The 24,122-nt window shown below is 36.5% G+C and carries 26 protein-coding genes and 1 tRNA gene; 11 read left to right on the top strand and 16 right to left on the bottom strand.

Annotation, left to right across the window (positions count from 1 at the left end; genetic code table 11):
• Window positions 1-58 precede the first annotated feature (58 nt).
• From ACZ1GR_RS09375 to ACZ1GR_RS09385, 3 genes are read right to left on the bottom strand one after another with little or no spacing between them, the layout of a single operon-like run.
• The gene (locus ACZ1GR_RS09375; protein WP_472608734.1) at window positions 59-1,771 is read right to left on the bottom strand and encodes a serine hydrolase domain-containing protein; all 1,713 of its coding nucleotides are present in this window, start codon (window positions 1,769-1,771) and stop codon (window positions 59-61) included.
• 9 nt (window positions 1,772-1,780) lie between these two features.
• Entirely contained in the window at window positions 1,781-2,818 is a 1,038-nt protein-coding gene (locus ACZ1GR_RS09380; RefSeq protein ID WP_472608735.1) for a serine hydrolase domain-containing protein, read from the bottom strand.
• Entirely contained in the window at window positions 2,808-3,146 is a 339-nt protein-coding gene (locus tag ACZ1GR_RS09385) for a DUF6249 domain-containing protein (RefSeq protein WP_472608736.1), read from the bottom strand. Before ACZ1GR_RS09385 ends, ACZ1GR_RS09380 begins: the two co-directional genes overlap by 11 nt.
• Window positions 3,147-3,280: 134 nt before the next feature.
• Here ACZ1GR_RS09385 and ACZ1GR_RS09390 point away from each other — a divergent pair, with 134 nt between their 5' ends.
• Window positions 3,281-3,853 (top strand): RNA polymerase sigma factor, encoded by a 573-nt coding sequence (locus ACZ1GR_RS09390; protein WP_472608737.1) that lies wholly within the window; start codon window positions 3,281-3,283, stop codon window positions 3,851-3,853.
• A 1-nt stretch (window position 3,854) separates the two neighbouring features.
• Window positions 3,855-4,337, top strand: a complete 483-nt coding sequence (locus ACZ1GR_RS09395; RefSeq protein ID WP_472608738.1) for a hypothetical protein — start codon at window positions 3,855-3,857, stop codon at window positions 4,335-4,337.
• A 344-nt stretch (window positions 4,338-4,681) separates the two neighbouring features.
• Here the strand turns inward: ACZ1GR_RS09395 and ACZ1GR_RS09400 are convergent.
• Both ACZ1GR_RS09400 and ACZ1GR_RS09405 read right to left on the bottom strand, forming a co-directional pair.
• Window positions 4,682-4,758 (bottom strand) — tRNA-Ala (locus tag ACZ1GR_RS09400).
• Window positions 4,759-4,810: 52 nt separating this feature from the next.
• Window positions 4,811-5,608, bottom strand: coding sequence for a universal stress protein (locus ACZ1GR_RS09405; protein ID WP_377767071.1), 798 nt, complete (start codon window positions 5,606-5,608; stop codon window positions 4,811-4,813).
• A gap of 53 nt (window positions 5,609-5,661) precedes the next feature.
• On the opposite strand from ACZ1GR_RS09405, the gene ACZ1GR_RS09410 reads away from it, so the two are divergent.
• The 5 genes from ACZ1GR_RS09410 (at window position 5,662) to ACZ1GR_RS09430 (ending at window position 9,789) form a co-directional block, all read left to right on the top strand.
• Window positions 5,662-6,162: a GNAT family N-acetyltransferase gene (locus ACZ1GR_RS09410; RefSeq protein WP_472608739.1), complete on the top strand. Its 501-nt coding sequence runs from the start codon at window positions 5,662-5,664 to the stop codon at window positions 6,160-6,162.
• Between the two features lie 13 nt (window positions 6,163-6,175).
• Window positions 6,176-7,510, top strand: coding sequence for an MATE family efflux transporter (locus tag ACZ1GR_RS09415; RefSeq protein ID WP_472608740.1), 1,335 nt, complete (start codon window positions 6,176-6,178; stop codon window positions 7,508-7,510).
• 32 nt (window positions 7,511-7,542) lie between these two features.
• Window positions 7,543-8,310, top strand: coding sequence for an enoyl-CoA hydratase/isomerase family protein (locus ACZ1GR_RS09420; RefSeq protein WP_472608741.1), 768 nt, complete (start codon window positions 7,543-7,545; stop codon window positions 8,308-8,310).
• Between the two features lie 23 nt (window positions 8,311-8,333).
• Window positions 8,334-8,810, top strand: a complete 477-nt coding sequence (locus ACZ1GR_RS09425; protein ID WP_472608742.1) for a DUF4199 domain-containing protein — start codon at window positions 8,334-8,336, stop codon at window positions 8,808-8,810.
• Window positions 8,811-9,024: 214 nt separating this feature from the next.
• The gene (locus ACZ1GR_RS09430; RefSeq protein WP_472608743.1) at window positions 9,025-9,789 is read left to right on the top strand and encodes a UDP-2,3-diacylglucosamine diphosphatase; all 765 of its coding nucleotides are present in this window, start codon (window positions 9,025-9,027) and stop codon (window positions 9,787-9,789) included.
• Between the two features lie 512 nt (window positions 9,790-10,301).
• On the opposite strand, the gene ACZ1GR_RS09435 is transcribed toward ACZ1GR_RS09430, so the two are convergent.
• From ACZ1GR_RS09435 to ACZ1GR_RS09450, 4 genes are read right to left on the bottom strand one after another with little or no spacing between them, the layout of a single operon-like run.
• The gene (locus tag ACZ1GR_RS09435; protein ID WP_472611810.1) at window positions 10,302-11,561 is read right to left on the bottom strand and encodes an MFS transporter; all 1,260 of its coding nucleotides are present in this window, start codon (window positions 11,559-11,561) and stop codon (window positions 10,302-10,304) included.
• Between the two features lie 16 nt (window positions 11,562-11,577).
• Window positions 11,578-13,266, bottom strand: coding sequence for a single-stranded-DNA-specific exonuclease RecJ (gene recJ / locus ACZ1GR_RS09440; protein WP_472608744.1), 1,689 nt, complete (start codon window positions 13,264-13,266; stop codon window positions 11,578-11,580).
• A 40-nt stretch (window positions 13,267-13,306) separates the two neighbouring features.
• On the bottom strand, window positions 13,307-13,657 hold the full coding sequence (locus ACZ1GR_RS09445) for a four helix bundle protein (protein ID WP_472608745.1): 351 nt from the start codon (window positions 13,655-13,657) through the stop codon (window positions 13,307-13,309).
• 39 nt (window positions 13,658-13,696) lie between these two features.
• Window positions 13,697-14,125, bottom strand: coding sequence for an OsmC family protein (locus ACZ1GR_RS09450; RefSeq protein ID WP_472608746.1), 429 nt, complete (start codon window positions 14,123-14,125; stop codon window positions 13,697-13,699).
• Window positions 14,126-14,172: 47 nt separating this feature from the next.
• Between ACZ1GR_RS09450 and ACZ1GR_RS09455 the strand changes: the two genes are divergently transcribed.
• The 3 genes from ACZ1GR_RS09455 to ACZ1GR_RS09465 all read left to right on the top strand — a co-directional run bounded on the left by ACZ1GR_RS09455 (window position 14,173) and on the right by ACZ1GR_RS09465 (window position 15,510).
• Window positions 14,173-14,775 carry a carboxymuconolactone decarboxylase family protein gene (locus ACZ1GR_RS09455; RefSeq protein ID WP_377767061.1) on the top strand — a complete coding sequence of 201 codons (603 nt, stop codon included), beginning with the start codon at window positions 14,173-14,175 and terminating at the stop codon, window positions 14,773-14,775.
• Window positions 14,776-14,902: 127 nt separating this feature from the next.
• On the top strand, window positions 14,903-15,313 hold the full coding sequence (locus tag ACZ1GR_RS09460; RefSeq protein ID WP_472608747.1) for a hypothetical protein: 411 nt from the start codon (window positions 14,903-14,905) through the stop codon (window positions 15,311-15,313).
• On the top strand, window positions 15,310-15,510 hold the full coding sequence (locus ACZ1GR_RS09465) for a helix-turn-helix transcriptional regulator (RefSeq protein WP_472608748.1): 201 nt from the start codon (window positions 15,310-15,312) through the stop codon (window positions 15,508-15,510). Before ACZ1GR_RS09460 ends, ACZ1GR_RS09465 begins: the two co-directional genes overlap by 4 nt.
• Here ACZ1GR_RS09465 and ACZ1GR_RS09470 read toward each other — a convergent pair.
• The 7 genes from ACZ1GR_RS09470 to ACZ1GR_RS09500 all read right to left on the bottom strand — a co-directional run bounded on the left by ACZ1GR_RS09470 (window position 15,488) and on the right by ACZ1GR_RS09500 (window position 21,485).
• Window positions 15,488-16,066: a uracil-DNA glycosylase family protein gene (locus ACZ1GR_RS09470; RefSeq protein WP_472608749.1), complete on the bottom strand. Its 579-nt coding sequence runs from the start codon at window positions 16,064-16,066 to the stop codon at window positions 15,488-15,490. The two genes, ACZ1GR_RS09465 and ACZ1GR_RS09470, sit on opposite strands and share 23 nt — an antisense overlap.
• 149 nt (window positions 16,067-16,215) lie before the next feature.
• The gene (locus ACZ1GR_RS09475; RefSeq protein ID WP_472608750.1) at window positions 16,216-16,569 is read right to left on the bottom strand and encodes a hypothetical protein; all 354 of its coding nucleotides are present in this window, start codon (window positions 16,567-16,569) and stop codon (window positions 16,216-16,218) included.
• Between the two features lie 239 nt (window positions 16,570-16,808).
• Window positions 16,809-17,162 (bottom strand): nuclear transport factor 2-like protein, encoded by a 354-nt coding sequence (locus tag ACZ1GR_RS09480; protein WP_472608751.1) that lies wholly within the window; start codon window positions 17,160-17,162, stop codon window positions 16,809-16,811.
• Window positions 17,163-17,237: 75 nt separating this feature from the next.
• Window positions 17,238-18,290, bottom strand: a complete 1,053-nt coding sequence (locus tag ACZ1GR_RS09485; RefSeq protein ID WP_472608752.1) for a helix-turn-helix domain-containing protein — start codon at window positions 18,288-18,290, stop codon at window positions 17,238-17,240.
• Window positions 18,291-18,348: 58 nt separating this feature from the next.
• Window positions 18,349-19,479 carry a DUF819 family protein gene (locus ACZ1GR_RS09490; RefSeq protein WP_472608753.1) on the bottom strand — a complete coding sequence of 377 codons (1,131 nt, stop codon included), beginning with the start codon at window positions 19,477-19,479 and terminating at the stop codon, window positions 18,349-18,351.
• Window positions 19,476-20,534, bottom strand: coding sequence for a succinylglutamate desuccinylase/aspartoacylase family protein (locus ACZ1GR_RS09495; RefSeq protein WP_472608754.1), 1,059 nt, complete (start codon window positions 20,532-20,534; stop codon window positions 19,476-19,478). The genes ACZ1GR_RS09490 and ACZ1GR_RS09495 overlap by 4 nt, the downstream gene beginning before the upstream one ends.
• A gap of 123 nt (window positions 20,535-20,657) precedes the next feature.
• Window positions 20,658-21,485, bottom strand: coding sequence for a M57 family metalloprotease (locus ACZ1GR_RS09500; protein WP_472608755.1), 828 nt, complete (start codon window positions 21,483-21,485; stop codon window positions 20,658-20,660).
• Between the two features lie 97 nt (window positions 21,486-21,582).
• On the opposite strand from ACZ1GR_RS09500, the gene ACZ1GR_RS09505 reads away from it, so the two are divergent.
• The gene (locus ACZ1GR_RS09505; RefSeq protein WP_472608756.1) at window positions 21,583-24,078 is read left to right on the top strand and encodes a S8 family peptidase; all 2,496 of its coding nucleotides are present in this window, start codon (window positions 21,583-21,585) and stop codon (window positions 24,076-24,078) included.
• The last annotated feature ends 44 nt before the right edge of the window (window positions 24,079-24,122 follow it).

Raw genomic sequence — 24,122 nt, forward strand, 5'->3', positions numbered from 1 at the left:
TGAATATTATTTGTTTATGTCTTTTCTTTCTTGTAAATATTTATTCGAACAAATTTCATTAGTTAGTAAATGGCTGGTTTATTTTGTTAAATACTAAATTTTCGACCCTATCTGAACTTGCAGTAAAACTTTTTACCTTACCATCTTTTACCTTAAATTCAAGCGTTCCAAAAAACCAGGTATTACAAGAAAACTTATGGTCATTCAAAGGGGATAACTTTGTTTGCTCTTGACGTTGGTGTTTAGCAACCAAGAATCCATTTTCAAGTATCAATTCATAAGAAGTTCGTAATTCGGGACTGTAATAAAATCCTGTATATTCTTGGAGCCTTGAATTGTCCATATGAAACTTTATTCTTTTGCCAGTAGAATCCTGACCTTTGTGATTAAAGGTCAGCGTATCATAGTCACCGTTCATGTTTTTTACAAAAGTAATTGTGGCACTTATTCTTCTAATTTGAAATTGTTCTTCATTGAGCATTTCCAATGGAAAGGTTCCCTGACCAGTTGCTGTTATGTACAATTGCTCTTCTTTTTCATTGAAATCCAGTATAAAACCGGGTTGTAGCTCAAACTTGCCTTCGTATTTTTTTAGTATTTCTTTGGTTATACCACTTAAAGGTTTTTGGACCACGTCAATCGACTTTTTGGCATCAAGTATTTTTCTGTTGTCCAGATAGATGTCGGCAATAGCATACGCCTTTTCATCAGCATTCAATGATCCATCATTTGTCAGAACCAGAATGGACAACTTTTCTTCAGGAAATCTTAGAATTTGACTTCTGTATCCGGCATCGGCTCCACCGTGAAAAATGACTTTTTTGCCGTTATATTTTGATACTCTCTGCCCAAAGGCGTAATTCAAAGTATCTCCATTTTTTAAAACAGTCGTCTGAGCTAATTTATTGAAGAGTTCTTTGCTGCCTATTTTTGTGTTCTCAAAATTTATGACCCACTTGCTTAAGTCTTCAATATTTGTTCTTATGCCAGTATTACCCACAATGTCTTTTGAATTTCTAATACCCCTCTTATAATCTTTTCCATCAAAAAAATATGGATTCGAAAGGTTAGGAATTACTTTCTGGTAATCTTCAAACAAAACCGTGCTTTTCATCCCTAAAGGGGTAAAAATAATTTCATTGAGATATTGATGAAAAGATTTCCCTGATACACGTTCAATTAATTCTGCCAATAGCATGTAGCCCGAGTTATTATAAGAGAAATCTGTTTCAGGTGGAAAATTTAGTTCTTGTTGTTGTGTCAATAGTTTTAAGACATCTTTTCTAGATATCAAATCTTCAATATCCCAACCGGCGATTCCTAAAAGATAGGTTATACCCCTTATCCCATGAGTATGCTGTGCCAACGTTTTTACTTTGATAGTTTCGCCGAAATTGGGTAATTCTGGAATGTACTTTCTAATGTCGTCATCTAAGTCTATTTTACCTTCTTCCACCAAATGTAAGAGAGCATATGCCGTAAATTGTTTTGAATTTGAAGCAATATTGAAAAGTGTTGATGAATTATTTTTTATTCCAAATTCAAGGTTAGCCAGTCCATATGCCTTTTTAAAAACGACTTTACCATCTTTTATAATGGCGACCGATGCTCCAGGGGTTTTAACACTGTCCCAAGCTTCAAATAGACTATTTATCTGTTCTCTGGTGGTGTTATTGATTAAAGCATCGTTTTTGACTTGACCATTTATTAGCGCGGATTGCATTACAAGAAATATAATACAAGTGAGTCGTGTTAACTGATTGTTTTTCATTCTATTCTTTTAAATTCGATTAATTATTTCAATACCAACATCCAGTAATTTTGGTATTAATTCTTTGTAAAGAAAATATCCTTTGTCCCCATTGGTGAAGATGATAATACCTCTTTGAGATTTTGGAAGTAAAACAATTACGGTATGAGCACCCTCATCACCACCAGCATTGTAAAGGGCATATTCATTATTGGATAAGTTGGAGAAAATAAACCACCCCAATCCAATTGCTATACCGTCTTTGACCATAACTTGTGGCTTTGCCATTTCTTGATAAACATCGACACTACCCTGTAGTTTTTCAATGACATTGACCCCAAAAAGCCCGAAGTCCTCAATGGTAGTTAATGCATTGTCAGCACCATTGGGCAATTTGTCTTTTGGTAGTTGATAGATATTTCCGAGTTTGTCATGACCCACTGCAAATCTTTTTTCATCGACATCGGCATCCCAAGAATGTCTGGAGTCTACCATACCCAACGTCTGAAAGAGTAAAGAGCCTGATAACTGCTGTAACGAGACACTAAATTTACCTTCTAAAGCCTTTCTTAAATACTCAAAACCCTCTCCTGAATATTTAAATTTTGTTCCAGGCTCAAAAAGAAATTCAAGCTTGTTGGACTCATTCATCCAACGCCAGTTGTTAAACCCGGTCGTATGGGTTAAAACGTGTCTTGTTGTAATTAGTATATGCTGAGCATTGTCTGTTATATCAGGGTCTATCCAATAGGTGTGCAGTGGTTCATCCAAATTCCAATCCCCATTTTCCACTAATTGCAAAGTGGTCATTGTTACAATAGACTTTGTTAATGAAGCAACATCAAAAATTGTATTGTAGGGTGCGGTAACTCCTGCTTTGATTTCACCGTAAACCCCGACTTCTACAAGTTTTCCATTTTCGATGATACCCACACCCAAGGCGGGTACATTGTATTTCTGTAACAGTCCCTGTATTTCTTGTTTATCGGTTAATTTTGATGAAACAGTTTGAGCGTTTAGATATGCCGACAGAAGCATACCAAATATGATAAGCGGTTTAATGCTCATCTGTCCTGTTTTTTTCGATTTTGTAGTTCAAGATGAGAGCCAATCCACCAAATAGAAATATAAACACAAAATAAAACACAGAGCCATCTTGAATATTGAAGACATGGTTGATGTAATGGCCAATTAAAATCCCCGTTGCAATACCAACACTTAACATCCCAATTTTTAGAGTTGCCGCTATCGTTTTGGATTTGCTGTAAAGAGAATCGGCGGACACACCTTTTTCTATCATAGTTGTGCGTTCTCGATGTCTTGACTTGAGATAGAGATAAATGATTCCAAAAATGGAAGCTATAAATGTTATGGGTACTATAATGTCTCCGTTCATCAAAATTGATTTTGTTGTTTTTGATATGATGCACGAATTCTAAGTAAGGTTACACAAAAACATAAAAATTATTTTTTCAACTAATCTTATAAAAACTGTAACGCAATGTGAAAAACTTGCATCTTAACTATAAGATGGACTATAAAAACGATTGGATATGCATTGATAAAGTAAAAGAGGGAGACTTGACTGCGTTTTCGTATCTCGTTGAAAAATATAAAGAGATGGTATATGCAGTAGCTTTAAAAGTTTTGGGGAGTACTATCGATGCCGAGGATGTAGCCCAAGAAAGTTTTATAAAAGCTTATCAGAGCATAGGAGGTTTTAAACGGGAATCTAAATTTTCAACTTGGTTATACACTATAACATATAGGTCGGCTCTATATCATAAGAGAAAGAACAAAATTGACACTAGGTATATAGTGGTAAGTGATGAAGCGAATTTTCAGGCGAATTCCAATTCACAAATTGAAGATTTCAAAATAGGGGAGCAACAAAAATTCATTAAAATTGCGGTTGACTCTTTACCACCTATGGAAGGACTTTTAGTAACGCTGTTTTACATTGACGAAAACACCATAGAAGAAATAACCTCCATCACGAACTTATCGGCGACCAATGTAAAAGTGAGGCTATTTAGGGCTCGAAAAAAGTTACGGAAAAAGCTTGATGTTTTGCTAAATGGAGAACCAAATTCAATATTATAGGATGAAACGAAAAGACGAATTTCTTATTCAGTTAATCAAATCTGTACAATTAGATAGTCCAAGTCCAGATTTCACAGAAGATGTGATGGCCTTTTTGAAGGAAGAATCTACCCTAGTTGAAAAAATGGATGTGATATCAGAGCATACTCTAAAAAGGGATTTACTGCCATCAGTTCCAAAAGACTTTTCGATGAAAACAATGAAAGCTTTGGAAGATAGCGTTAAAAAATCTGATATTAAGCCATTGCTATCACAAAAGACGACAACCATTGTGATGGGCACATTCGCAATAGGTTATGCTTTTTTAATTCTTGATGAATTCTTTTTGAACATACTTTATGTTTCGGATGAATCACTTTTTAAAGTGGAATGGTTTCAGGAATTATCGAATATATCACCAGTTTTTTGGATTAGTATCGTTGTCGTAACAATTTTACTCCTATTAGATTTAAATATCAAGAATAACGTGGTGCTAAATCAGTAGCGTATAGAAATTTAATATTCTTCAATCAGTATTATTAGTAACATATAACGGCCGTTTTACGGGGCTATTATGTAAACTAGGCGGGTCCCATTCATGGTCTCTTTTAGTAGTTTCGTTAATTGACCTTTTATGGGTCTTAGATTCCTTAATCTAATATTGAAGTTAAAGCACCCAATAAATGTGATGCTTTTTCAAAAAATACTCTGTAAAGAGTGAAGGGGTATTAAAATAGACCAATTTGAATCAAATAATACCATGGTTAAATTAAAACCAGTTTTGCGTGCAAATTGCGTGCAAATGAAAAAAGCTTCAAAAGTCAAAAACTCTTGAAGCCCTCGTTTTCTTGGTGGAGAATACCGGAGTCGAACCGGTGACCTCTTGCCTGCCAGGCAAGCGCTCTAGCCAGCTGAGCTAATCCCCCTTTGCTGACAAAGAAAACACAATTTAAATTGGTTTCAAAATTGGTTTAGTGTTTAGTACTTCTTTACGCTTAGTACTAGAACCGGTACAGGTGCAAAGAATTCAGATTTTAGTACTGTACTCTTTTCCCAAAGCTTTTTGAAAAAACCTCTTTTTCTTCGAAATACGCAAAGCAAATCTGGCTGTGTTGTTCTAAAATGTTCCAAAACCCCTAAATACGTAGTGGCATTTTCAGAAATGGTAAGGTTTTTACTAATGTCTAGAAGCGAAGTATTCACTTGTAAATCTTCTTCTGAATACCCTGGGGTTTTCACCAGTAGTAAATTAACCTCAGCATTATTCTTATTCATTATAGCCACTAAAGGGTGTAAAATTTTACTTCGCTTTAAAATACCCGATTTAAATGCCGTTAAAATACTCTTTATGGGCTTATACTTTGTTCCTTTTGGAACTACTAGGGTTGGTATATTGGTCTGTTTAATTATTCTTCCTGAAGTGTTTCCTAAGTAATATTCTTCATTGATGTCATTACTTCTTGGGGCAATAACAATTAAATCTATACCCAATTCCTTTTTAATTTCTAAAAGCCCATCAACGATATCACCATTGTAAGATGCAATTTTTACATCCAATCCTTTTGTATCTATTCTACCAACAATACCCTTTATATTCTCCCTACTACTTTGGGCCACTTTCTCTTGAATATTTCCAAGACTACCCGTTCCAGAAGTTACCGTAAAAACATCCATTATATAGATATTTGCTCCAAAATCGGATGCAAAGTCTACCGCATATTGCAATGTTTCGTGTGAGTCGGGTGATGTGCCTAAAGGAACCAATATATTGTTCATGGTCAGGTTATTAAGATTATACTATAAATTTACAACTTAATCCAAGTCATTTAATGATACGACATGCAAAGATATCTGAAATAAGCGATATAATGGCAATTACAAGAGAATGCGCTGCATTTATGATGGCCAAAGACATTTACCAATGGAATGAACACTACCCTTCTAAAGAAGCATTTTTACTGGATATAAAACGAAACGAATTGTATGTGCTCCAAGCAGAAAACAAGGTCATCGGCACCATAGTGATTTCAACACATATGGATGTTGAATACATCCCCATTAAATGGCTGACCGAAAACAAAAACAACTGTTATATACACCGCCTAAGTGTGCATCCAGATTTTCAAGGAAAAGGGTATGCTCAGAAAATGATGGATTTTGCTGAAAACACTGCAAGGCAAAATGGATTTTTATCGGTGCGTTTAGACACTTTTTCTCAAAACAAGCGCAATCAAAAATTCTATGAGACTCGAGGTTATCAAAAACTGGGAGACATTTTTTTTCCGAAACAAAGCGAGCATCCCTTTCACTGTTATGAATTGGTGCTGTAACTTGTAGCCTGATTTGAAAACTACCGTAAACCTAAAGAACATCAATAATCTTGCAATTCCTGCGACCATCTCAGGCATTGCAGAACCCATTTTATCGATTACCGATACCGCTATTGTAGGCAATATTTCTATAGATGGATTAGAATCTCTTGCAGCAGCGGGAATTGTAGGGTCTTTTTTATCAATGCTTATTTGGGTATTAGGGCAGACCCGAAGTGCTATTTCGGCTATTATCTCGCAATATTTGGGAGCAGGTAAAATTCATGAAGTCAAAGACCTGCCTGCACAGGCAATTTTCTTCAATATTTTGTTGAGTTTGTTTATTCTGCTTTCGACCATTTTTATCGTTGAAGATATTTTTAGGCTTTTTGAAGCTTCGGGCAAAATTTTAGAATACTGCGTCTCCTATTATTCCATTCGTGTTTGGGGTTTTCCGTTAACACTTTTCACTTTTGCGGTTTTCGGAATTTTCAGAGGGTTACAAAACACCTTTTACCCCATGCTCATCGCAATTATAGGGGCCGTTCTAAATATAATTCTTGATTTCATTTTTGTTTATGGTATCGAGGGGGTACTACCGGCCACGTATTTAGAGGGTGCTGCCTGGGCAAGTCTAATCTCTCAAGGTGTTATGGCCATCTTGGTTTTCTTCTTGTTACGCGCAAAAACGGACATCAGTCTAAAACTTCGTTTTCCGTTGAACAAAGAATTGAAACGACTTGTTTTTATGAGCCTAAATCTTTTTGTCAGGGCCTTGGCCTTAAATGCAGCTTTGATTATTGCGGTACGAGAAGCAACCGCTTTGGGCGACCGGTTTATCGGAGCCCATACCATTGCTATTAATCTATGGTTGTTCTCTGCCTTTTTTATTGATGGCTATGGCGCTGCCGGCAATAGTATGGGAGGTAAACTGTTGGGGGAAAAAGATTATAACGGCTTGTGGATGTTGGCAAAAAAGATTATTACTTATGGAATGATAGTAAGTCTTATTCTGATGCTCGCTGGATTCATTTTCTATTATCCTTTAGGGCGTATTTTCTCTAATGAACAAATCGTTCTTCAAACGTTTTACGGTATCTTCTTTATCGTTATTTTAGGCCTGCCTATGAATACGCTTGCCTTTGTTCTCGACGGGCTATTTAAAGGATTAGGGGAAATGAAATACCTTCGTAATGTACTCCTTTCAGCGACCTTTTTGGGTTTTGTTCCCGCATTGTACCTAGGAAAATATTTTGGATTGGGTTTCTATGCCATATGGATTGCTTTTGTGGTTTGGATGGCTATTCGTGGTGGAGCATTAGTTTGGAAGTTTAGGCGAAAATTTCGTCCCCTCTTGCAAAACCAGTAATTTTAAACTTTACAAAAAAATAGCACTTAATTATGCCCACAGATAGAGCAAACGGAAGTCTTTATACCAATATCAATAATCAAATTGCAACTGTAGAGTTTGGCCACCCAGCCAGTAATTCTTTCGTATCAGAATTATTGCAAAGACTAACTAATGAAATTAATCAGCTTTCATCAAATGATGAAGTCTCGATTATTATTCTTAAGTCTGAAGGTGACCGGGCATTTTGTGCCGGAGCATCTTTCGATGAACTCGTAGCAATTTCTAATTTGAATGAAGGAAAAGCCTTTTTTAGTGGCTTTGCCCATGTTATTAATGCCATGCGTAGTTGTGACAAACCGGTTATTGGTCGAGTACAAGGCAAGGCCGTTGGTGGTGGCGTTGGCTTAGCAGCTGCCTGCGATTATGTTTTTGCTACTGAAGCGGCATCCATTAAACTCTCTGAAATTTCAATCGGTATAGCACCACTCGTAATAGCACCTGCGGTAGAACGAAAAATTGGTAAAGATGGCCTTGCAGAGTTGGCCTTATCTCCTACTGAATGGAAAAACGCCTATTGGGCCAAAGAAAAAGGACTTTTTTCTAAGGTTTTTAATTCTATTAATGAACTCGACAAAGAACTGGACGATTTCAGCTTAAAGCTAGCCTCATATAATCCAGAAGCGCTAATAGCAATGAAAAAAGCATTATGGAAAGGAACCGAAAACTGGAGTTCATTGCTTTTAGATAGAGCCGAACAGTCTGGAAGATTAGCCTTATCTGAAGCAACTAAAGCCGCACTGGCCAAATTCAAAAAGTAGTACATATTAAAAGCATTTATATTTTGAAAAAGTTCACGACTGAAATTAAATGGGCACTCCTATTCACCATTGTAGCTTTGTTATGGATGGTTTTGGAAAAAGCTTTGGGCTGGCATGACGAGCATATCGCCAAGCATGCTATCTACACCAATTTTTTCGCTGTTATTGCCATTGCTCTATATGTTTTCGCACTCGTAGAAAAACGCAATAAAGACTTAGGAGGCAAAATGACTTGGTTTCAAGGGGTTGCATCAGGTATGTTGATAAGTGTGTTTGTTGCTATTTTAAGTCCGTTAGCGCAGTACATTACGTATGAGTTTATTAGCCCTGATTACTTTACAAATATGATTGATTATGTTGTTGAAAATGATAAAATGACACAAAATAATGCGGAAGTCTATTTTAGTCTTAAAAGTTATCTATTACAAGCGGCTTTTGGGGCTTTAGGTATGGGTGCAGTGACTTCGGCCATTATAGCGTTATTTGTGAGAAAAAAATAAAGCCTTGAAAACTTCGTTGTTAGTTATATAGTAAAAAGACGTCTTACAGCTAGAAGTTTAAATTAAACGATACCTATGGATATTCTCTCCATCTTAAATAGCGACTTGGTATTACCTACGGTAGCATTACTAGTAATTGCTATCTACATTTTTACAAGAGTTAGAAATAGAAGAAGGTTCAAACGTTAGAAAGCAATAGCTATCTTTGCCTTAAATGAATACCCTTACCATACCAAAAGGCAAAAAGGTCTACTTCGCCAGTGACAACCATTTAGGTGCTCCAAGCTCAGAAGAAAGTCTTCCTAGGGAGAAAAAATTTGTCGCCTGGTTAGATAGTATCAAAGAAGATGCCGCGGCCATATACTTAATGGGTGATCTCTTTGATTTCTGGTTTGAGTATAAAAAAGTAGTGCCCAAAGGTTTCACAAGAACGTTAGGTAAACTTGCAGAACTTACGGATGCCGGCATTCCTATCACCTATTTTGTGGGTAATCATGATTTATGGATGAACGGTTATTTTGAGGAAGAGCTCAACATTCCTGTTTTCCATAAACCACAACAGCTTAAAATCAATGACACTTCTTTTTTTATTGGGCACGGAGATGGATTAGGACCAGGGGATAAAGGCTTTAAACGTATGAAGAAGGTTTTTACCAATCCGTTAAGTAAGTGGCTCTTTAAGTGGCTGCATCCAGATTTAGGCGTCCGATTAGGGCAATACCTCTCTGTAAGCAATAAACTCATCTCTGGGGAGGAAGATGCCAAATTTTTAGGAGAGGACAAAGAATGGTTGGTACAATACTGCAAACGAAAGCTCGAAACAAAACATTACGACCATTTTGTTTTTGGCCACCGGCACCTACCTTTAGAAATCAACTTGAACGAAAAATCAAAATACACTAACCTCGGGGACTGGATTAACTATTTTACTTATGCAGTCTTTGATGGTGAAAAGTTAGAACTTAAGAAATACTCATAAGAATTGTGTCATTCATCGATTAAACATATTGTAATCCTTTTCTTACAACATTATAATATTACTTCACAACAAATCTTTTTAAAAAAAGACATACTAACGTACATTTACAGTGTTGTTAGTTTCGCTATGATTCTCAAATCCATACTTGAAACCTACTAGAAACAAAGCAACAACCTAAATCTTTAAAACCTACATTAAAAAATTGCCCTTCTCCCCAAAGAAGGGTTTTTTTATTTCATAAACTTACATTCATAGGATTTTACAAAAAAAGACAACCAAGATTAATTATATACATATTGTAATCTTTTTCTTACAACATATATTTACTACTTCACAACAATATTTTCGAAATTGTGCAGCACCGCCATACATTTACAGTGTTGTTAGTTTCAGAGTAGTTCCCAAATCCATACTAACCTACTTGAAGCAAGGCAACAAACCAAATCTTTTTAAAACCTACATTAAAAGAGCAGCCCTTCTCCCCAAAAGAAGGGCTTTTTTATTCCAAAATATTAATCTTCATTTTCATGGGCCTCTACATCTTTAGACAAATCCAATCTTCTAAATGTAGGTGAAACTATCGCCGTTGTTGCTACAGTCAATAAGGTCATGCATCCACCGAAAACAACAGCAGTAACAGTACCAAGAAGTTTTGCCGCTAAACCACTTTCAAAAGCTCCTAACTCATTGGAAGATCCTACAAAAATTGAATTTACCGATGCAACCCTACCCCGCATATTATCTGGAGTTTTCAGTTGTAGGATAGTTTGTCTTATTATCATAGAGACTCCATCCACAGCACCACTTAAGAATAAGGCCGCGACCGAAATCCAGAATGATGTTGAAATACCAAAAACAATAATACAAATGCCAAAGGCAAAGACAGCCCATAACAACTTTTTACCAGCATATTTATGTAAAGGAAATCTTGTAGAGCCCAGCATCGTAATTGATGCGCCTACTGCTGGTGCTGCCCTTAAAACACCAAAGCCTTCAGAGCCTACATGTAAAATATCTTGGGCGTAAATTGGCAGCAGCGCCACTGCACCACCAAAAAGTACTGCTATCATATCCAATGTTAATGCCCCAAATACCGCTTTACTATTAAAAACAAATTGAAGTCCGTCTTTTAAACTTTGTATAATCGGCTCCCCTATTTTCGGATTTAAAATAGGTTTTTTTGAAATCTTAAAAAGAAACAATAAGGCTAAAACTGAAAATCCGAAAATGATACACATAGACCAGTGAACTCCAATCCAACTTATCGCAAATCCTGCAAAAGCTGGTCCTAAAACAGAGGCCATTTGCCATGTAGAACTGCTCCACGTTGCAGCATTTGGGTATATTTTTTTGGGAACTATCAATGCTATTAATGAAAAAATTGTTGGCCCAATGAACGCTCTTACTAAACCTCCCAAGAATACCAAAGCATAGATAACATAGAGTATTGTTTTAGTGGTATATTCAGCTTCAATAGATGGTAACGTAATTAAAAAAAGACCTAAGCTCACAACAGAAAAACCTAAAATACATTTAACCAAAAGATTTCGTTTTTCACTTTGGTCTACGATGTGACCTGCAAACAAGGCAATACTTACTGCAGGAATTATTTCCATAAGACCAATAATGCCTAAAGAAAGTGGGTCTTTCGTCAAAGAATAGACTTGCCATTCAATTACAATAAATTGCATGGACCAAGCAAAAACCATAGCAAAACGGACCCCTAAAAAAATGTTGAATTCTTTAAAACGTAAGGCGGCATAAGGGTCTATTCTATTTTCCACAAGCCTACTTTAAATCTTTAAGTTTTAGTTGAAGGCTTACATTACCTTGCCATTCGTTTTCATCTAAGGTAAAAGCAATATCAAAACGATTTTTAGTTTTTATCTGCCCAATTTTATTTCCTAGATTAAACCCAATGGCACCAATTGGTTTTGAACCTTTTTGGGTAAGGGATAATTTCAAATGCTTTTCATCTTCGCCAACACCCTTACCATATCCCGTATCCTGTACACTTTCTGCTATAAATGTTGGGGTCATATTTCCTGGTCCAAAAGGGGCAAACTGTTTTAGAATCCGCATCAATTTTGGCGTAATCTGTTGCATTTCAATCTGCATATCAACGTTTAGTTCAGGAGTCAATAGTTGTGGGTCAATAGTTTCAGATACAACTTCTTCAAACTTAGCTTTAAATACTTTGTACTGCTCTTCAAGTAGTGTTAAGCCAGCTGCATACTTGTGTCCGCCAAATTGCTCAATACATTCGGCACAACCTTCTAAAGCGTTATAAACATCAAACCCCTTTACTGAACGTGCAGAGGCGGCGAGTTTATCTCCACTTTTGGTAAAGACCAGTGTAGGGCGGTAATAGGTTTCTGTTAAACGCGAAGCAACAATACCAATAACTCCTTTATGCCAATTTTCATTATAAACCACCGAGGTAAATCGGCCTTCTTCTTTATGTTCTTTTATTTGTTTGAGGGCCTGCTCTGTAATCTCTTTATCAAGACCTCTTCTATCGGTATTAAATTTCTCGATTTCCGCAGCAAAAGTTTCAGCCTGACTTAGATTCATTTCTGTTAGGAGATTTACCGCATGTTGACCATGTTTCATCCGTCCAGCGGCATTAATTCTTGGGGCGATGATAAACACCACATCGGTAATCGTGAGTTCTTTCTTTTTTATTTGATTAATAATGGCCTTAAACCCTATTCTAGGGTTGGAATTAATGACTTGCATACCAAAATAGGCCAAAACCCGATTCTCTCCCGTTATCGGAACAATGTCCGCCCCAATAGCAGTAGCTACTAAATCTAAATATGGGACTAATTTTTCGATAGTATCACCTTTGGCAGATGCAAGCGCTTGTGTCAATTTAAAACCTACCCCACAACCACAAAGTTCATCGTACGGGTATTCACAATCTTCTCTTTTAGGGTCAAGAACCGCAATGGCATTAGGTAATTTTTCACCTGGTCTGTGGTGATCACAGATGATAAAATCGATACCTTTCTCTTTAGCATAATTTACTTGGTCAATCGCTTTAACACCGCAATCCAATGCAATAATCAACGAGAAATCATTGTCTTCTGCAAAATCGATTCCTTTTAAAGAAACCCCGTAACCTTCATCATAACGGTCTGGAATATAAGTGGCCACATTAGGATAATTCTCTAATAAATATGATGAAAGTAGCGCTACTGCCGTGGTACCATCCACATCATAATCACCATAAACCAAAATGTTCTCTTCGTTATTAATTGCCTTTTGAATGCGCTCCACAGCTATATCCATATCCTTCATTAAAAAAGGATTATGCAAATCTGAAAGTTGAGGCCGGAAGAATTTTTTTGCTTCCTCGTATGTTGAAATTCCTCGTTGCAGTAGAAGCTGCGTAACTAAGTGTTCAACTTTCAATACCTTAGAAAGTTGTTCTATTTCTTTTTGCTCAGGTTTAGGTTTTATAGTCCAGCGCATGGTAAAGTTCAAGTTCAACGAGCAAGAGCAAGTTCAAAACTTACTTTTTATTCTTAATTATTGTTGCAATTATTTTTATAAGTTGTTTCGCCTCGTCCAATAACTCATCCCTGACTTTTTCAGAACCATATTCAATAGTATTCAAAATCTTAAGATTAACTCTTGATTCTTTTAGCTCCTTTAGACAAATAGATGCCTTATTTATATAATCCTTATCTGAATTTGTCCCCTGGGCTTCTCCAAAATTTAGAGCTGAGCTACCACCAGAGCGCAATAATTGATTACCATAATATTGACCAGTAAAATCGTTAGGTAATTCTTTACAAAAAATGGCGCTTTTTGCAGCAAAACGAACTAATCTATCTTCTAAATCATATTTTTTATCGGTCATAACCCAATTTGAGTTTGAACTTTTTCTTGAACTTGAAATTTATTTCGAATGAAAAATCGTCTTAATCTCTAATTCTGCAAACCGTCTAAACATTTCCATAACCCCACAATATTTCTCGATTGATAAATCCACAGCTTTCTGAAGTTTCTCCTCCTTTAAGTTAGCCCCATGAAAATGATACTCAATAACAACGGAATCATAATATCTAGGGTGTTCATCCGTAAGATTAGCGATAGTTTCAATATGAAATTCATCTACTTCTAATTTCATCTTTTTCATGAGTGAAGCAACATCAAGCCCCGAACAACCCGCTAATGAAGATAACATTAAGGCTTTAGGTCTAAAACCACTGCCATCTCCCCCATCTTCTTTTGCAATATCTATCTTAAAATTATGTCCAGAAGGGTTATTACTTTCAAAGGCCATATTACCTAGCCATTTTGTGGAAATATGATTTGTGGTCGCCATAAATTTTTGTTTCTTGTGAAGGATAAAAATACAATAAAAGAAACCAAATGGCATTAGTACAACCGCTTGACCCTAACCACGATCCTGACACTAAAAAATTAGCTGAATTCTTTAATGAAACTTTGGGATTCTGTCCAAATTCAGTGTTAACTATGCAGCATCGCCCTGCAATTTCAAAAGCGTTTATTAACCTAAACAAAGCCGTTATGGCTAATGAGGGTAGAGTTACCTCAGCACTCAAAAGAATGATTGCGTGGGTAAGTAGCAATGCCACTGGATGTCGTTATTGCCAAGCTCATGCCATACGTGCTGCAGAGCGTTATGGAGCTGAACAAGAACAGTTAGATAATATTTGGGAATACAGAACGCATCCTGCTTTTTCTGAAGCAGAACGTGCCGCATTAGATTTTTCTTTGCAAGCGTCTCAAGTACCCAATGCTGTTGATGCCGAAATTAAAGAACGCCTATACCAACACTGGAACGAAGGTGAAATTGTAGAAATGCTCGGTGTTATTTCTTTATTTGGCTATTTAAACCGTTGGAATGATTCTCAGGGTACAGACATTGAAGATGGTGCGGTTGAAAGTGCCAACCAATACCTTGGTAAGCATGGTTGGGAAAAAGGCAAGCATGATGGATCTAAGTATTAGAATTTAGACATTATTAGTATTGAGGTATTAGACCCTGCCAATTGGTGGGGTTTCATTTTGAAAAATATTCTATTTTATTTGTCATAATGTAAAGTTTTATTTACTTTTAGTCAAAATTAATAGAATTATGAATTTTCAAGTATTACCAAGCTGGTGTAAAAAACTAGGTTTAGCACTATTTTTTATAGCGTCAATATTAACGGCTGGAGACTCCTTTATGGATGGATGGAAGAATGTCCCCATTGGCACAAATCATTATTTTAAGGATTTTTATGGAGCATCTGTTTTTCATATTCTTTATATCTTACCAACCTTAGGCTTGCTAATTTATCTGCTTTCAAAAGAAAGAACGGAGGACGATTTTATAAAATTGTTACGATTAGAAGCTTACCAAATCACTGTGATTTCTTTTCTTACTATTGCTTTTGTTTTTTACATCATAAAGCCTGAAACAAGTTTTAGTTTAGATTGGTTCCTATCTCTCTTTATGTTTCTATTTCTTTTAGTTTTTCATCTAAAAAAACAGGCAAATTCATGAAAAATTTGGTAAAAGTAGAGCGTGCAAGACTTAATTTAACTCAAGCAGAATTAGCCGAAAAACTTGAAGTATCTAGGCAAACAATTCATGCCATAGAAAAAAATAAGTTTAATCCTTCGGTGACATTAGCCATTAAAATGGCTAGACTCTTTAAACTAAGTGTTGAAGAACTTTTTATGATTGATGAAGAGAGTTAGCAATCTTTTTCTGCAACGCTTCCAAAACCTCACCCTCAAACCAAGGGTTCTTAGTCAGCCAAAATCGATTTCTGGGTGATGGGTGTGGTAAAGGAAAATACTTTGGCAAATAGTTACGATATGACCTAACGGTTTCGGTCAGGTTCTTTTCTTTCTGTTCTTTCAAATAATAATTCTGGGCATAGGTACCTATCAAAATTATTAATTCTAAATTGGGCATGTTGTCCCACAGTTTTTGGTGCCATAAAGGTGCGCATTCAGGTCTTGGTGGCAAATCGCCTCCTTTACCTTTTCCTGGGTAGCAAAAGCCCATGGGCACTAAAGCTATTTTAGTTTCGTCATAAAAAATGGCATCTGATACTCCTAACCATTTGCGTAACTGCCGGCCACTGGGGTCATCCCAAGGGACACCCGTTTCATGCACTTTGGTACCCGGTGCCTGACCAATAATAATAACCCTAGCCTCTGAGTGAGCAGCTACAATGGGTCTTGGGCCTAAAGGCAGGTGGGCAGAACACACTTCACAGGCCCTAATCTCTGAAAGTAATTTTTTCATTTGTCTAAATGTATAAAAAACACCAAAGCACATCAATCATAAGATCAACATGCTTGGAGCCATAACCAACCAAAAGTCTTTAGCTGTTTTATGTGAAAAAGAACATTGTTTTCTAGGTGTTCTAAATTACCTAGTAGTACATCAACATTTTATGGTGTCATTTCTGCTTTGTGCAAACTAACTACCGTAAGTACCGCAATTCCGTTTATCCAATAGAAATAAGCATCTATTCCTTCAAAAGAGAAAATAAAAGGCGCCAAAATAAATACAATGGCCACTGCAAAATCTACTATCAAGTGAAACTTATAAGGAATGACCTTAAATGCCCCTAAATGGTGATCTGTTAATAATGTTAGAACAAATGCGGCTATTCCTGTGGCTACTGAAAGCTGCAGTGCTATTGGATTAGAACTTCCTAATCCTAATAAAAATGGAAGTGCTATTAAGGCAATAGCTACCGGATAATCTAAAAATGCGTGAATTCTCTTGGTTATGAATTTCATGATTTAAAATTTTAATTATTTAATTGTTTTGTTTGTTGTTTTCATTTTTAAAGAACAAGACCGTTCTTACTTTTCTAATAACCAGGTTTGTTTTCGCTTGTTACCTGATCAGCACCTAGAATCCCACTGGCGAGTTTGGCCTGGTATTGCCATTTGGTCCTTATTAATAAGCTTCCTAAATCCGTCCGGCTGCTCCGATGCCCTTTTCTCTGTTTTATATTAGAAAAATAGAGGTGCATTTATTCTGCGTTAAAATATTCTTCTTGAATTACCTTTCCCTCATCGTTCCATACTCTTCTAATGATTTCGTGCCAGTAAATTTTACTGTCATCTTTCATGTTAAAATCGAATGTGAATTCTGAAGCTGAAACGTTACCATCAACAATAGAGTGATGATGTGTTATTCCGTTTACCGCATCAATAGCACCGGCAAAACCTTCCATTTTAGCAATCATTGCAGGTTTCCCTTTTGTTCCACCATTTCCGTAATCTGAAGTGATGGCATCTTCTGCGAAAAATTCTTTCACAGCCTCAACAATAGCTCCTTGAGCTACTATTGCATCCATTTTTGTTACTTGTGTCTTAATATTCATCTTTACTATTTTTTAGTGAATTTTTACACTGCAAAGATGAGTTAAGAGGTAAATTAAAAGACTACAAAAAAGGCGCTAAGAATTGTACTTTTCTAGTTTGTATTCTGAAGGTGTTATTCCGGTATGATGCTTAAAGAAGTTAGAGAAGTGATTGGGTTCTTCAAAACCCATTTTAAAGGCAATCTCATTAATAGGGGTGTTCACCGCCAATTCTGACTTAGAAGAATTTATGAGCTCGTTCCTAATGAGTTGACCTACCGAAACGTTCAGTTTGTTCCTGGTTTTTTTTGAAAGTGTCTTTACAGAAACATTCATTTTATCGGCGTAAAAGTCTAGAGACCGCTTTTCTTTATGGTATTCTTGAATTAAATCAATAATATCTTGCACAAAGATATCTCGCTCTTCATAATCAAAATTGGAACGAAATTGAGAAGGTGTATATCCTGTAGTATTCTTGAAAACTCGGTTAAAATAAGCATCATCTTTATAACCCATTTCAAAAGATATCTCTTGTATGCTTTTATCGGTAAAGGCAATTTTGCGTTTGCTCTCCACCAGCCTTTTTTTACTTAAGAGTTTTGAAATTGATATACCGACCTTCTCTTGAACCAACGCCTGAGCGTCTATCCCATTTTTATTAATTAAATGCACTAAATCTGCATTTGACAACCTATTGGAGAAGTGTTCGTCTATAACTTCTTTAACATCAAAAATAATTTGATATTCACTTTTACTGGCCTTAAAAGGGTTTTGCCAAAACCACTGTTTCGAAGAAATATCTATAATCTGCTTGGTTTCTTCAGAGAAAACAGAATTATTCAAAAAGTTTTGACAATCTGAGCATTCATTAAAATCGATGTAGCCCAGTGATATTAAATGTTTAAAAAGAACACGAACATCTTTATTTCTAAACATGGCTTCGTCTGGGAATTCAATTTTTCGAACCAAAAAATCATCAGATAGAAACTTAATGTACTGCCCCTTTTCTAAGTAGATAGCCTTGTCTTGCCAATCGAAATAATTTTCAAAATCTACCTGAATATTACCTTTTCCTGATAGGATGTGGATTAAGGTATACTTCTCAATAAAGTAAACTTTGTCAATCTCTGGAAAAAGCTTAGTGACCACTGGTAGTTGGATTTTAATCCTTAGTCGTAGTTCTATTCAAAAAATTAATTTTTATTATTTATAGAACAAAAAAGCTTTCCAATAAGTAAATCGTCAACATCCCCCAAAATGTTCCCGTAGCCATGCTTAAAATTGCCAAAACAATAGCATGAGGCATCCATTTTTTTTGATAAGCCGCAGTAACTGCTGGCGCAGTAGCTATTCCGCCAACGTTAGCCATACTTGCTATTGGAACCCACGCCATATTTACGTTTAAAGCTTTTGCAGCTAATACCATAAAAACAAAATGTCCAATCAACCAGACTAAAAGAAAGCCAAAAAAGTACAGGTCAAATCCTAAAGTTTCAAATTGCAACTTCAACCCTAAAACAGCCATCACACAAATTATTAATACTGCTCCTGCTTTAAGTGAAAACTTAAAATTCCACCGAGGGATAAAATTTCCTAAAAGCAATCCTAATATTGATAATAACACAACTTTCCATACAAACCCAACTACCAAATAATTAGTAATTAAAACTAAGCCCAATAAGACTACTATTGTGAGCCAAACTGGCAAAGTTTTTTGGCTCTCTGATCGAATGTCCTCTGGCAATTCTTTATCTGTAATTTTAAACCATTTATTGAGCTTATTACTTTTTTTAATCCCCTGGAACATTAAGATTGTCCAAACATTTACCAGAATATTATCCATAACCAAAACCGACAGAAAAATTGCTTCAGGACAATTGACTAATTCTTTTAATACCAATTGACTTGTGCTGCCGCCAATCCAACTGCCTACTATGGGGGGAATGCCTTTCCAAAACTCCTTTTCGGAGAGGGTACTAACAACTAAATCTGACTCACTAAAAGCAAATACAAATACCACAGGAAATAGCGCGATAAAAACAGACCCTGCCAAGAATACCAAGATAGGCTTGTAACCTACGGCTTTTAATTGCCCCAAGGATAAACTGGCCATAACAGAAAGGATAGCCAAGGGAATAAAATAGTCTTTACTAAAATTGTGAATTGTAGCTTGTGAATAATCAACTGAAAAGAAGTAGGATATTAAAGCAGGTATTAAGTATGCCAATAAAATAGCAGGGACCCAATCAAATAACGATTTTACGTGTTTGTTTTCCCATCGATCTAAATAATAAACCAGTAAAACCGTAAAAACGGTAATAATCCAAGGTGTTATCATTTTTCTAAAATCCCAAGATGAATAATTCTGCCTCCAGAGGTATTTACAGGGTTAGTGCTTTTACCAACAACAATTCCGTCTTCTGGTGCTTTATAAGTTGCTATTAATTCTCCAAAAGAATTTTTTAGTGTTGCTATAGTATCACCTTTTTGTGTTTTTTGATTTAGGCTTACTTTAATATCCAAATAACCTCCTTTGTCCGTGTATATCCAATATGATTTTGAACATATATTTTCAATTGTGGGAATCACAATTTCTCCCTCCATTAACCCTAAGTGAACAATTAAATTTTTAAGGCCTTTTACGCCTCGCTCAATCATATCTTTTTGGTAAACTTGTGGGTTTCCATATTCCATGGTTATGGATTTAACACCTTTGCTAATTGCAAATGCCCTCATAGTTAGTCCAGAGGCAGAACCAAAACTAGCTTTCCCTTTGTTAGAAACAACAATATCTGGTTCTAATACCTGTAACATCCCAGCTAAGGTTTCATCTTGCATATCGCCACGCCCATAAAGACTGTTTATCCTACCAAAACTTGCCGTATGTAAATCCACATGATAATCAAACAAAGGGATAATCTTTTCACCAATCTTATATGCCATTTGTTCGGAGCCATTTCCATTAGGTTTTCCTGGGAAAATGCGATTTAAATCTACTCCATCAATAAATTTGCGTTGATTCTTGCTTATGGCTAAGGTATTTAAGCCCGGAATACCGATAATGGTTCCTTCTAACTCAGTCACATCAATCTTAGAAAATAACTCATGTATAATAGCAATCCCATTTAACTCATTCCCATGGATAGCTGCAGTTAATCCTAAAACTTTGGATGTTCCATCACCTTTTGCAATTAACACTGGTACTTTAATGGGTTCTGATAATTCATTTTCACCAAGTTGAAGCCAGAGCTTATGAATTTTGCCGCTTTCTAGCTGTTCCAAATGCAAATCCTCTACCACCGGTATTCCATTATTACGGGCAGAAACGTTTTCTTGACAAAACGAATACGAGAATAGGGAAGTAGTTAAAATTAAAAAAAGCTTTTGATACATTGCTAGCCGTATTAGCTTTCTAAATATAATCTTTTAATCAAAGCGCAATAAAACTTTTAAATTTCAGCAAATAAAAAGCCGCTAAAAAGCGGCTTTTTCAAGATTTTGCGATGTTCTTTCTAATTAATAAACAGTTGTTAATGCCGTTTGATCACCAGAAGTAAATGGTCTATTTGTACCATTGCTACAAGCTAACATCCAAGATCCAGCTTCTGGACCAGTTGGTGTGCCTGGAATGTAAACTGCGCCAACACCAGCATCTCCCTCGTTGCCAGCTCTTCCGCAACTAAATTCTCTTTGATCATAGTCTGTATGTCTAAAACCAATAGCATGTCCAATTTCGTGAGCTATTACCGTTGCTGCATCGGCAGGAATACCACCTCTTCTCGGGTTGTAAATATCTGAATTCAGTACAATTGGTGTTGCAGGATCTCCATTGGCATCTGGGAAACCTGCACTACGACCAAGAATTACGCCTCCACCTCGTACTCTCTTAAGCTTTTGAGACAGAATATCGATGTCTGCACCAGAACTATTGGCTCTTTGAAATGTGATATCTAAATTTAAGGAGTTATATCTATTAATTGCATCATCAAAAGCTGCTTGCATGGTGCTATTGAATGCGGCATCCATATAAACACTTACGACCCTACCATCTGGGCCTACGATATTATTTGTTCTATAATGTTCAGTGCCAACACCAGAGGCGGGTGCCATTTCATTAATTTGATCTCTTGTTAAAAAGATATCTCCCTCTACTGTAAAACCGTCTACACCGTTCAACGAATCTTCCGTTAAATTGTCCGTATTAAAACCTAAAGATTCTAATTTAGCACGAACTTGAGTGTCAATCACATCAATTTCTTCGTTATTTTCAGATTCACAAGAAACAACGATTGTTCCTACCAAAACGGCAGAAAGGGCGAACTTTAAAAAATGGTTACTTTTCATGTTTTAAATTTGTTAATGATTAAGATTATTTTTTAATTCGACCGAATATATGTTAAAAAATTAACATATTCCGAAAACGTTATAGTAAATCGATAAGATGCAAAAACGAGCAATTTTGAGACTTTCCATTCTTATCCTATTTTTCTGTGGACTGATGGAATCTATTTCACAAGAGAAATTGCCATTCAAAGGATTTAAAGGCGGTCTTCAAATAGCAAAGGACAAAAATAATTTGCCCAACCGTTATGCCGAGAACATTTTTTATACCCTTTCTAAAAATCGAAACGTTTTTTTCTTGGTGCATAAAATTCCGAAAACAGAAACTCCCATATCTGCCGCTGATTTAAGTGTCAACGCAATTACCAATGCACATGCAGTTTTTCCCAATGCCAACGGAGCAAATGTATCGGTTTCCATAAAGGAATTACTCTTTAACGTGAATGACATTGACTATTCAGAAAGGGTCAGTTTAAACGGAAATGAAGCAAACACCCTTGATCAACATGCTACGGCTATGGCCACAATAGTTGGGGGCAACGGCAATTCTGGTCCAAAAGGACTTGGAGTGGCCCCCAACACACAGCTAAGCTCCTCGAGTTTTCTTGAGTTGTTACCTGACGATTCCCAGCAACTCATCACAGATGGGATTTTTGTCCAAAACCATTCCTATGGGGTCTCCATAGAGAATTTTTATGGTGATGAAGCTTCGGCTTATGATGAACAGATTTTTGTATTACAAGATATGGTTCATGTTTTCTCCGTGGGCAATAGCGGTACTGAGGTGGCCGTAGACGGACCATATGCAAACCTTGAAAGTTTTGCAACGCTGACCGGTAACTTCAAGCAAGCAAAAAATGTAATTACCGTTGGAGCCACTGACGCTTTGGACAACATTAGTGAAAGGAGCTCTAAAGGCCCTTCTTTTGACGGAAGAGTAAAGCCCGATTTGGTGGCTTATGCACCTGGTGGAACTTCCGATGCCGCGGCCTTGGTTTCTGGAACTGTGGCCTCTATACAAGATCTATATTTTAAGAAAAATGGTGCAATACCATCTTATCCGCTTGTGAAATCTTCTTTAATTGCTGGGACCGAAGATGCTGGAGTGTCAAACATTGACTATGTATCAGGTTATGGAAAGCTAAATGCCAAAAACAGTCTGCAAATTATAGACAATGGCCAATTCTTTGAGGGAACGATGGCAGCCAACGGACAGACCAATAATTCAATCACTGTTCCAGAGAACACAAAATCTTTAAAAATTGCTCTTTCTTGGTTAGATACAGAATCAATAGCTGGCAGCACTGATTTATTGAACAATGATTTAGACTTGGTGGTCAATGGTCCAAACAGCAACGAATACCTTCCTTGGATATTGAGCAGTTTTGCCAATGCCGACTCTTTAAAAAGACAAGCATTACGTGGAATCGATAACCTAAATACCCTAGAGTTTATTACTATAGAAAATCCTTTTCCCGGCACCTACGGCATAAATATAAGCGCGGATAGTGAAAATACAACCGAAGTCCCTTATGCGGTAAGTTATTCCCTGGAGAATTCGGGGATTTTTGAATGGCAGTTTCCATTGAAAAACGAGACACTTTCTAACCTTGGTCTGCCGGTTCTGAGATGGAAAAATACTACGGCTTTGAACGAGGGAAGTCTATCATATCGTGTTGAGGGAGGCGAGTGGGTTTTGATCAGTAATGCCATAGATTTAAATAATCAGTTGTACCAATGGGAAATTCCGGAATTGAACGAAGTTGTAGAATTGCAAATGGTCTCGGGCACTCAGGTTTATACTTCTGATAAATTTTTTGTTTCCCAAGAAATTATCCCCCAGGTAGAATATAATTGCGCTGATGAAGTTGGTATTTCATGGGAAAGTGTTTCTAATGCCATTGCCTATGAAGTGAAAACTTATACAAACAACTCGCTTCAGGTAATTGCAACCGTTTCGGAACCCTTTTTCGTTAACCAAAAGGCTGAAAATGGTTCTGTCTATTTTTCGATAACCCCAATTTTTAACGATGGTAAGGGCCTTAGAAGCAACACCATTAATATTGAAGATTCAGGGGTTCAATGTTATTTCAGGGGTTTCATAGCATTGCTCAATGACGATAATGAAGTGGACCTTGCCCTTAGCCTAAGTACCGGGATAAATATAGAGCGTATAGATTTTGTTAAAACGATTGCTGGACAAGATTTTATTATAAACAGTTACTCCGAAGGATTTGAAGACCTTGTTGTAACAGATACGGATAGCATTTTGGTTCCTGGAAACAATAGGTATAGGGCAGAGATTATCCTCACCAACGGAAATATTGTGCAAACTGATGAGGTTGAACTATTTATTCCGGATAAAAATGAACTTATCCTATTTCCTAATCCTGTCGAGAACGGATTTGATCTCAACTTTACATCGCAGGGTTCAAAATTTCAAATCTTGGATATGACGGGTAAAGTTATCGTTCAAGACTCCGTATTATCCATTCAAGATTTTATTGGAATAAATCTTTCCGCTGGCATATACATATTTCATGTGGTAGACGAAAACAATAAGACGATTACTGCAAAAAAGCTTATTGTGAAGTAAACGGCCGCTAGGCCTAATTCATACTTTGTCGCTTGGTTAATAGA

The sequence above is a fragment of the Croceitalea sp. W27 genome, from assembly GCF_055693185.1.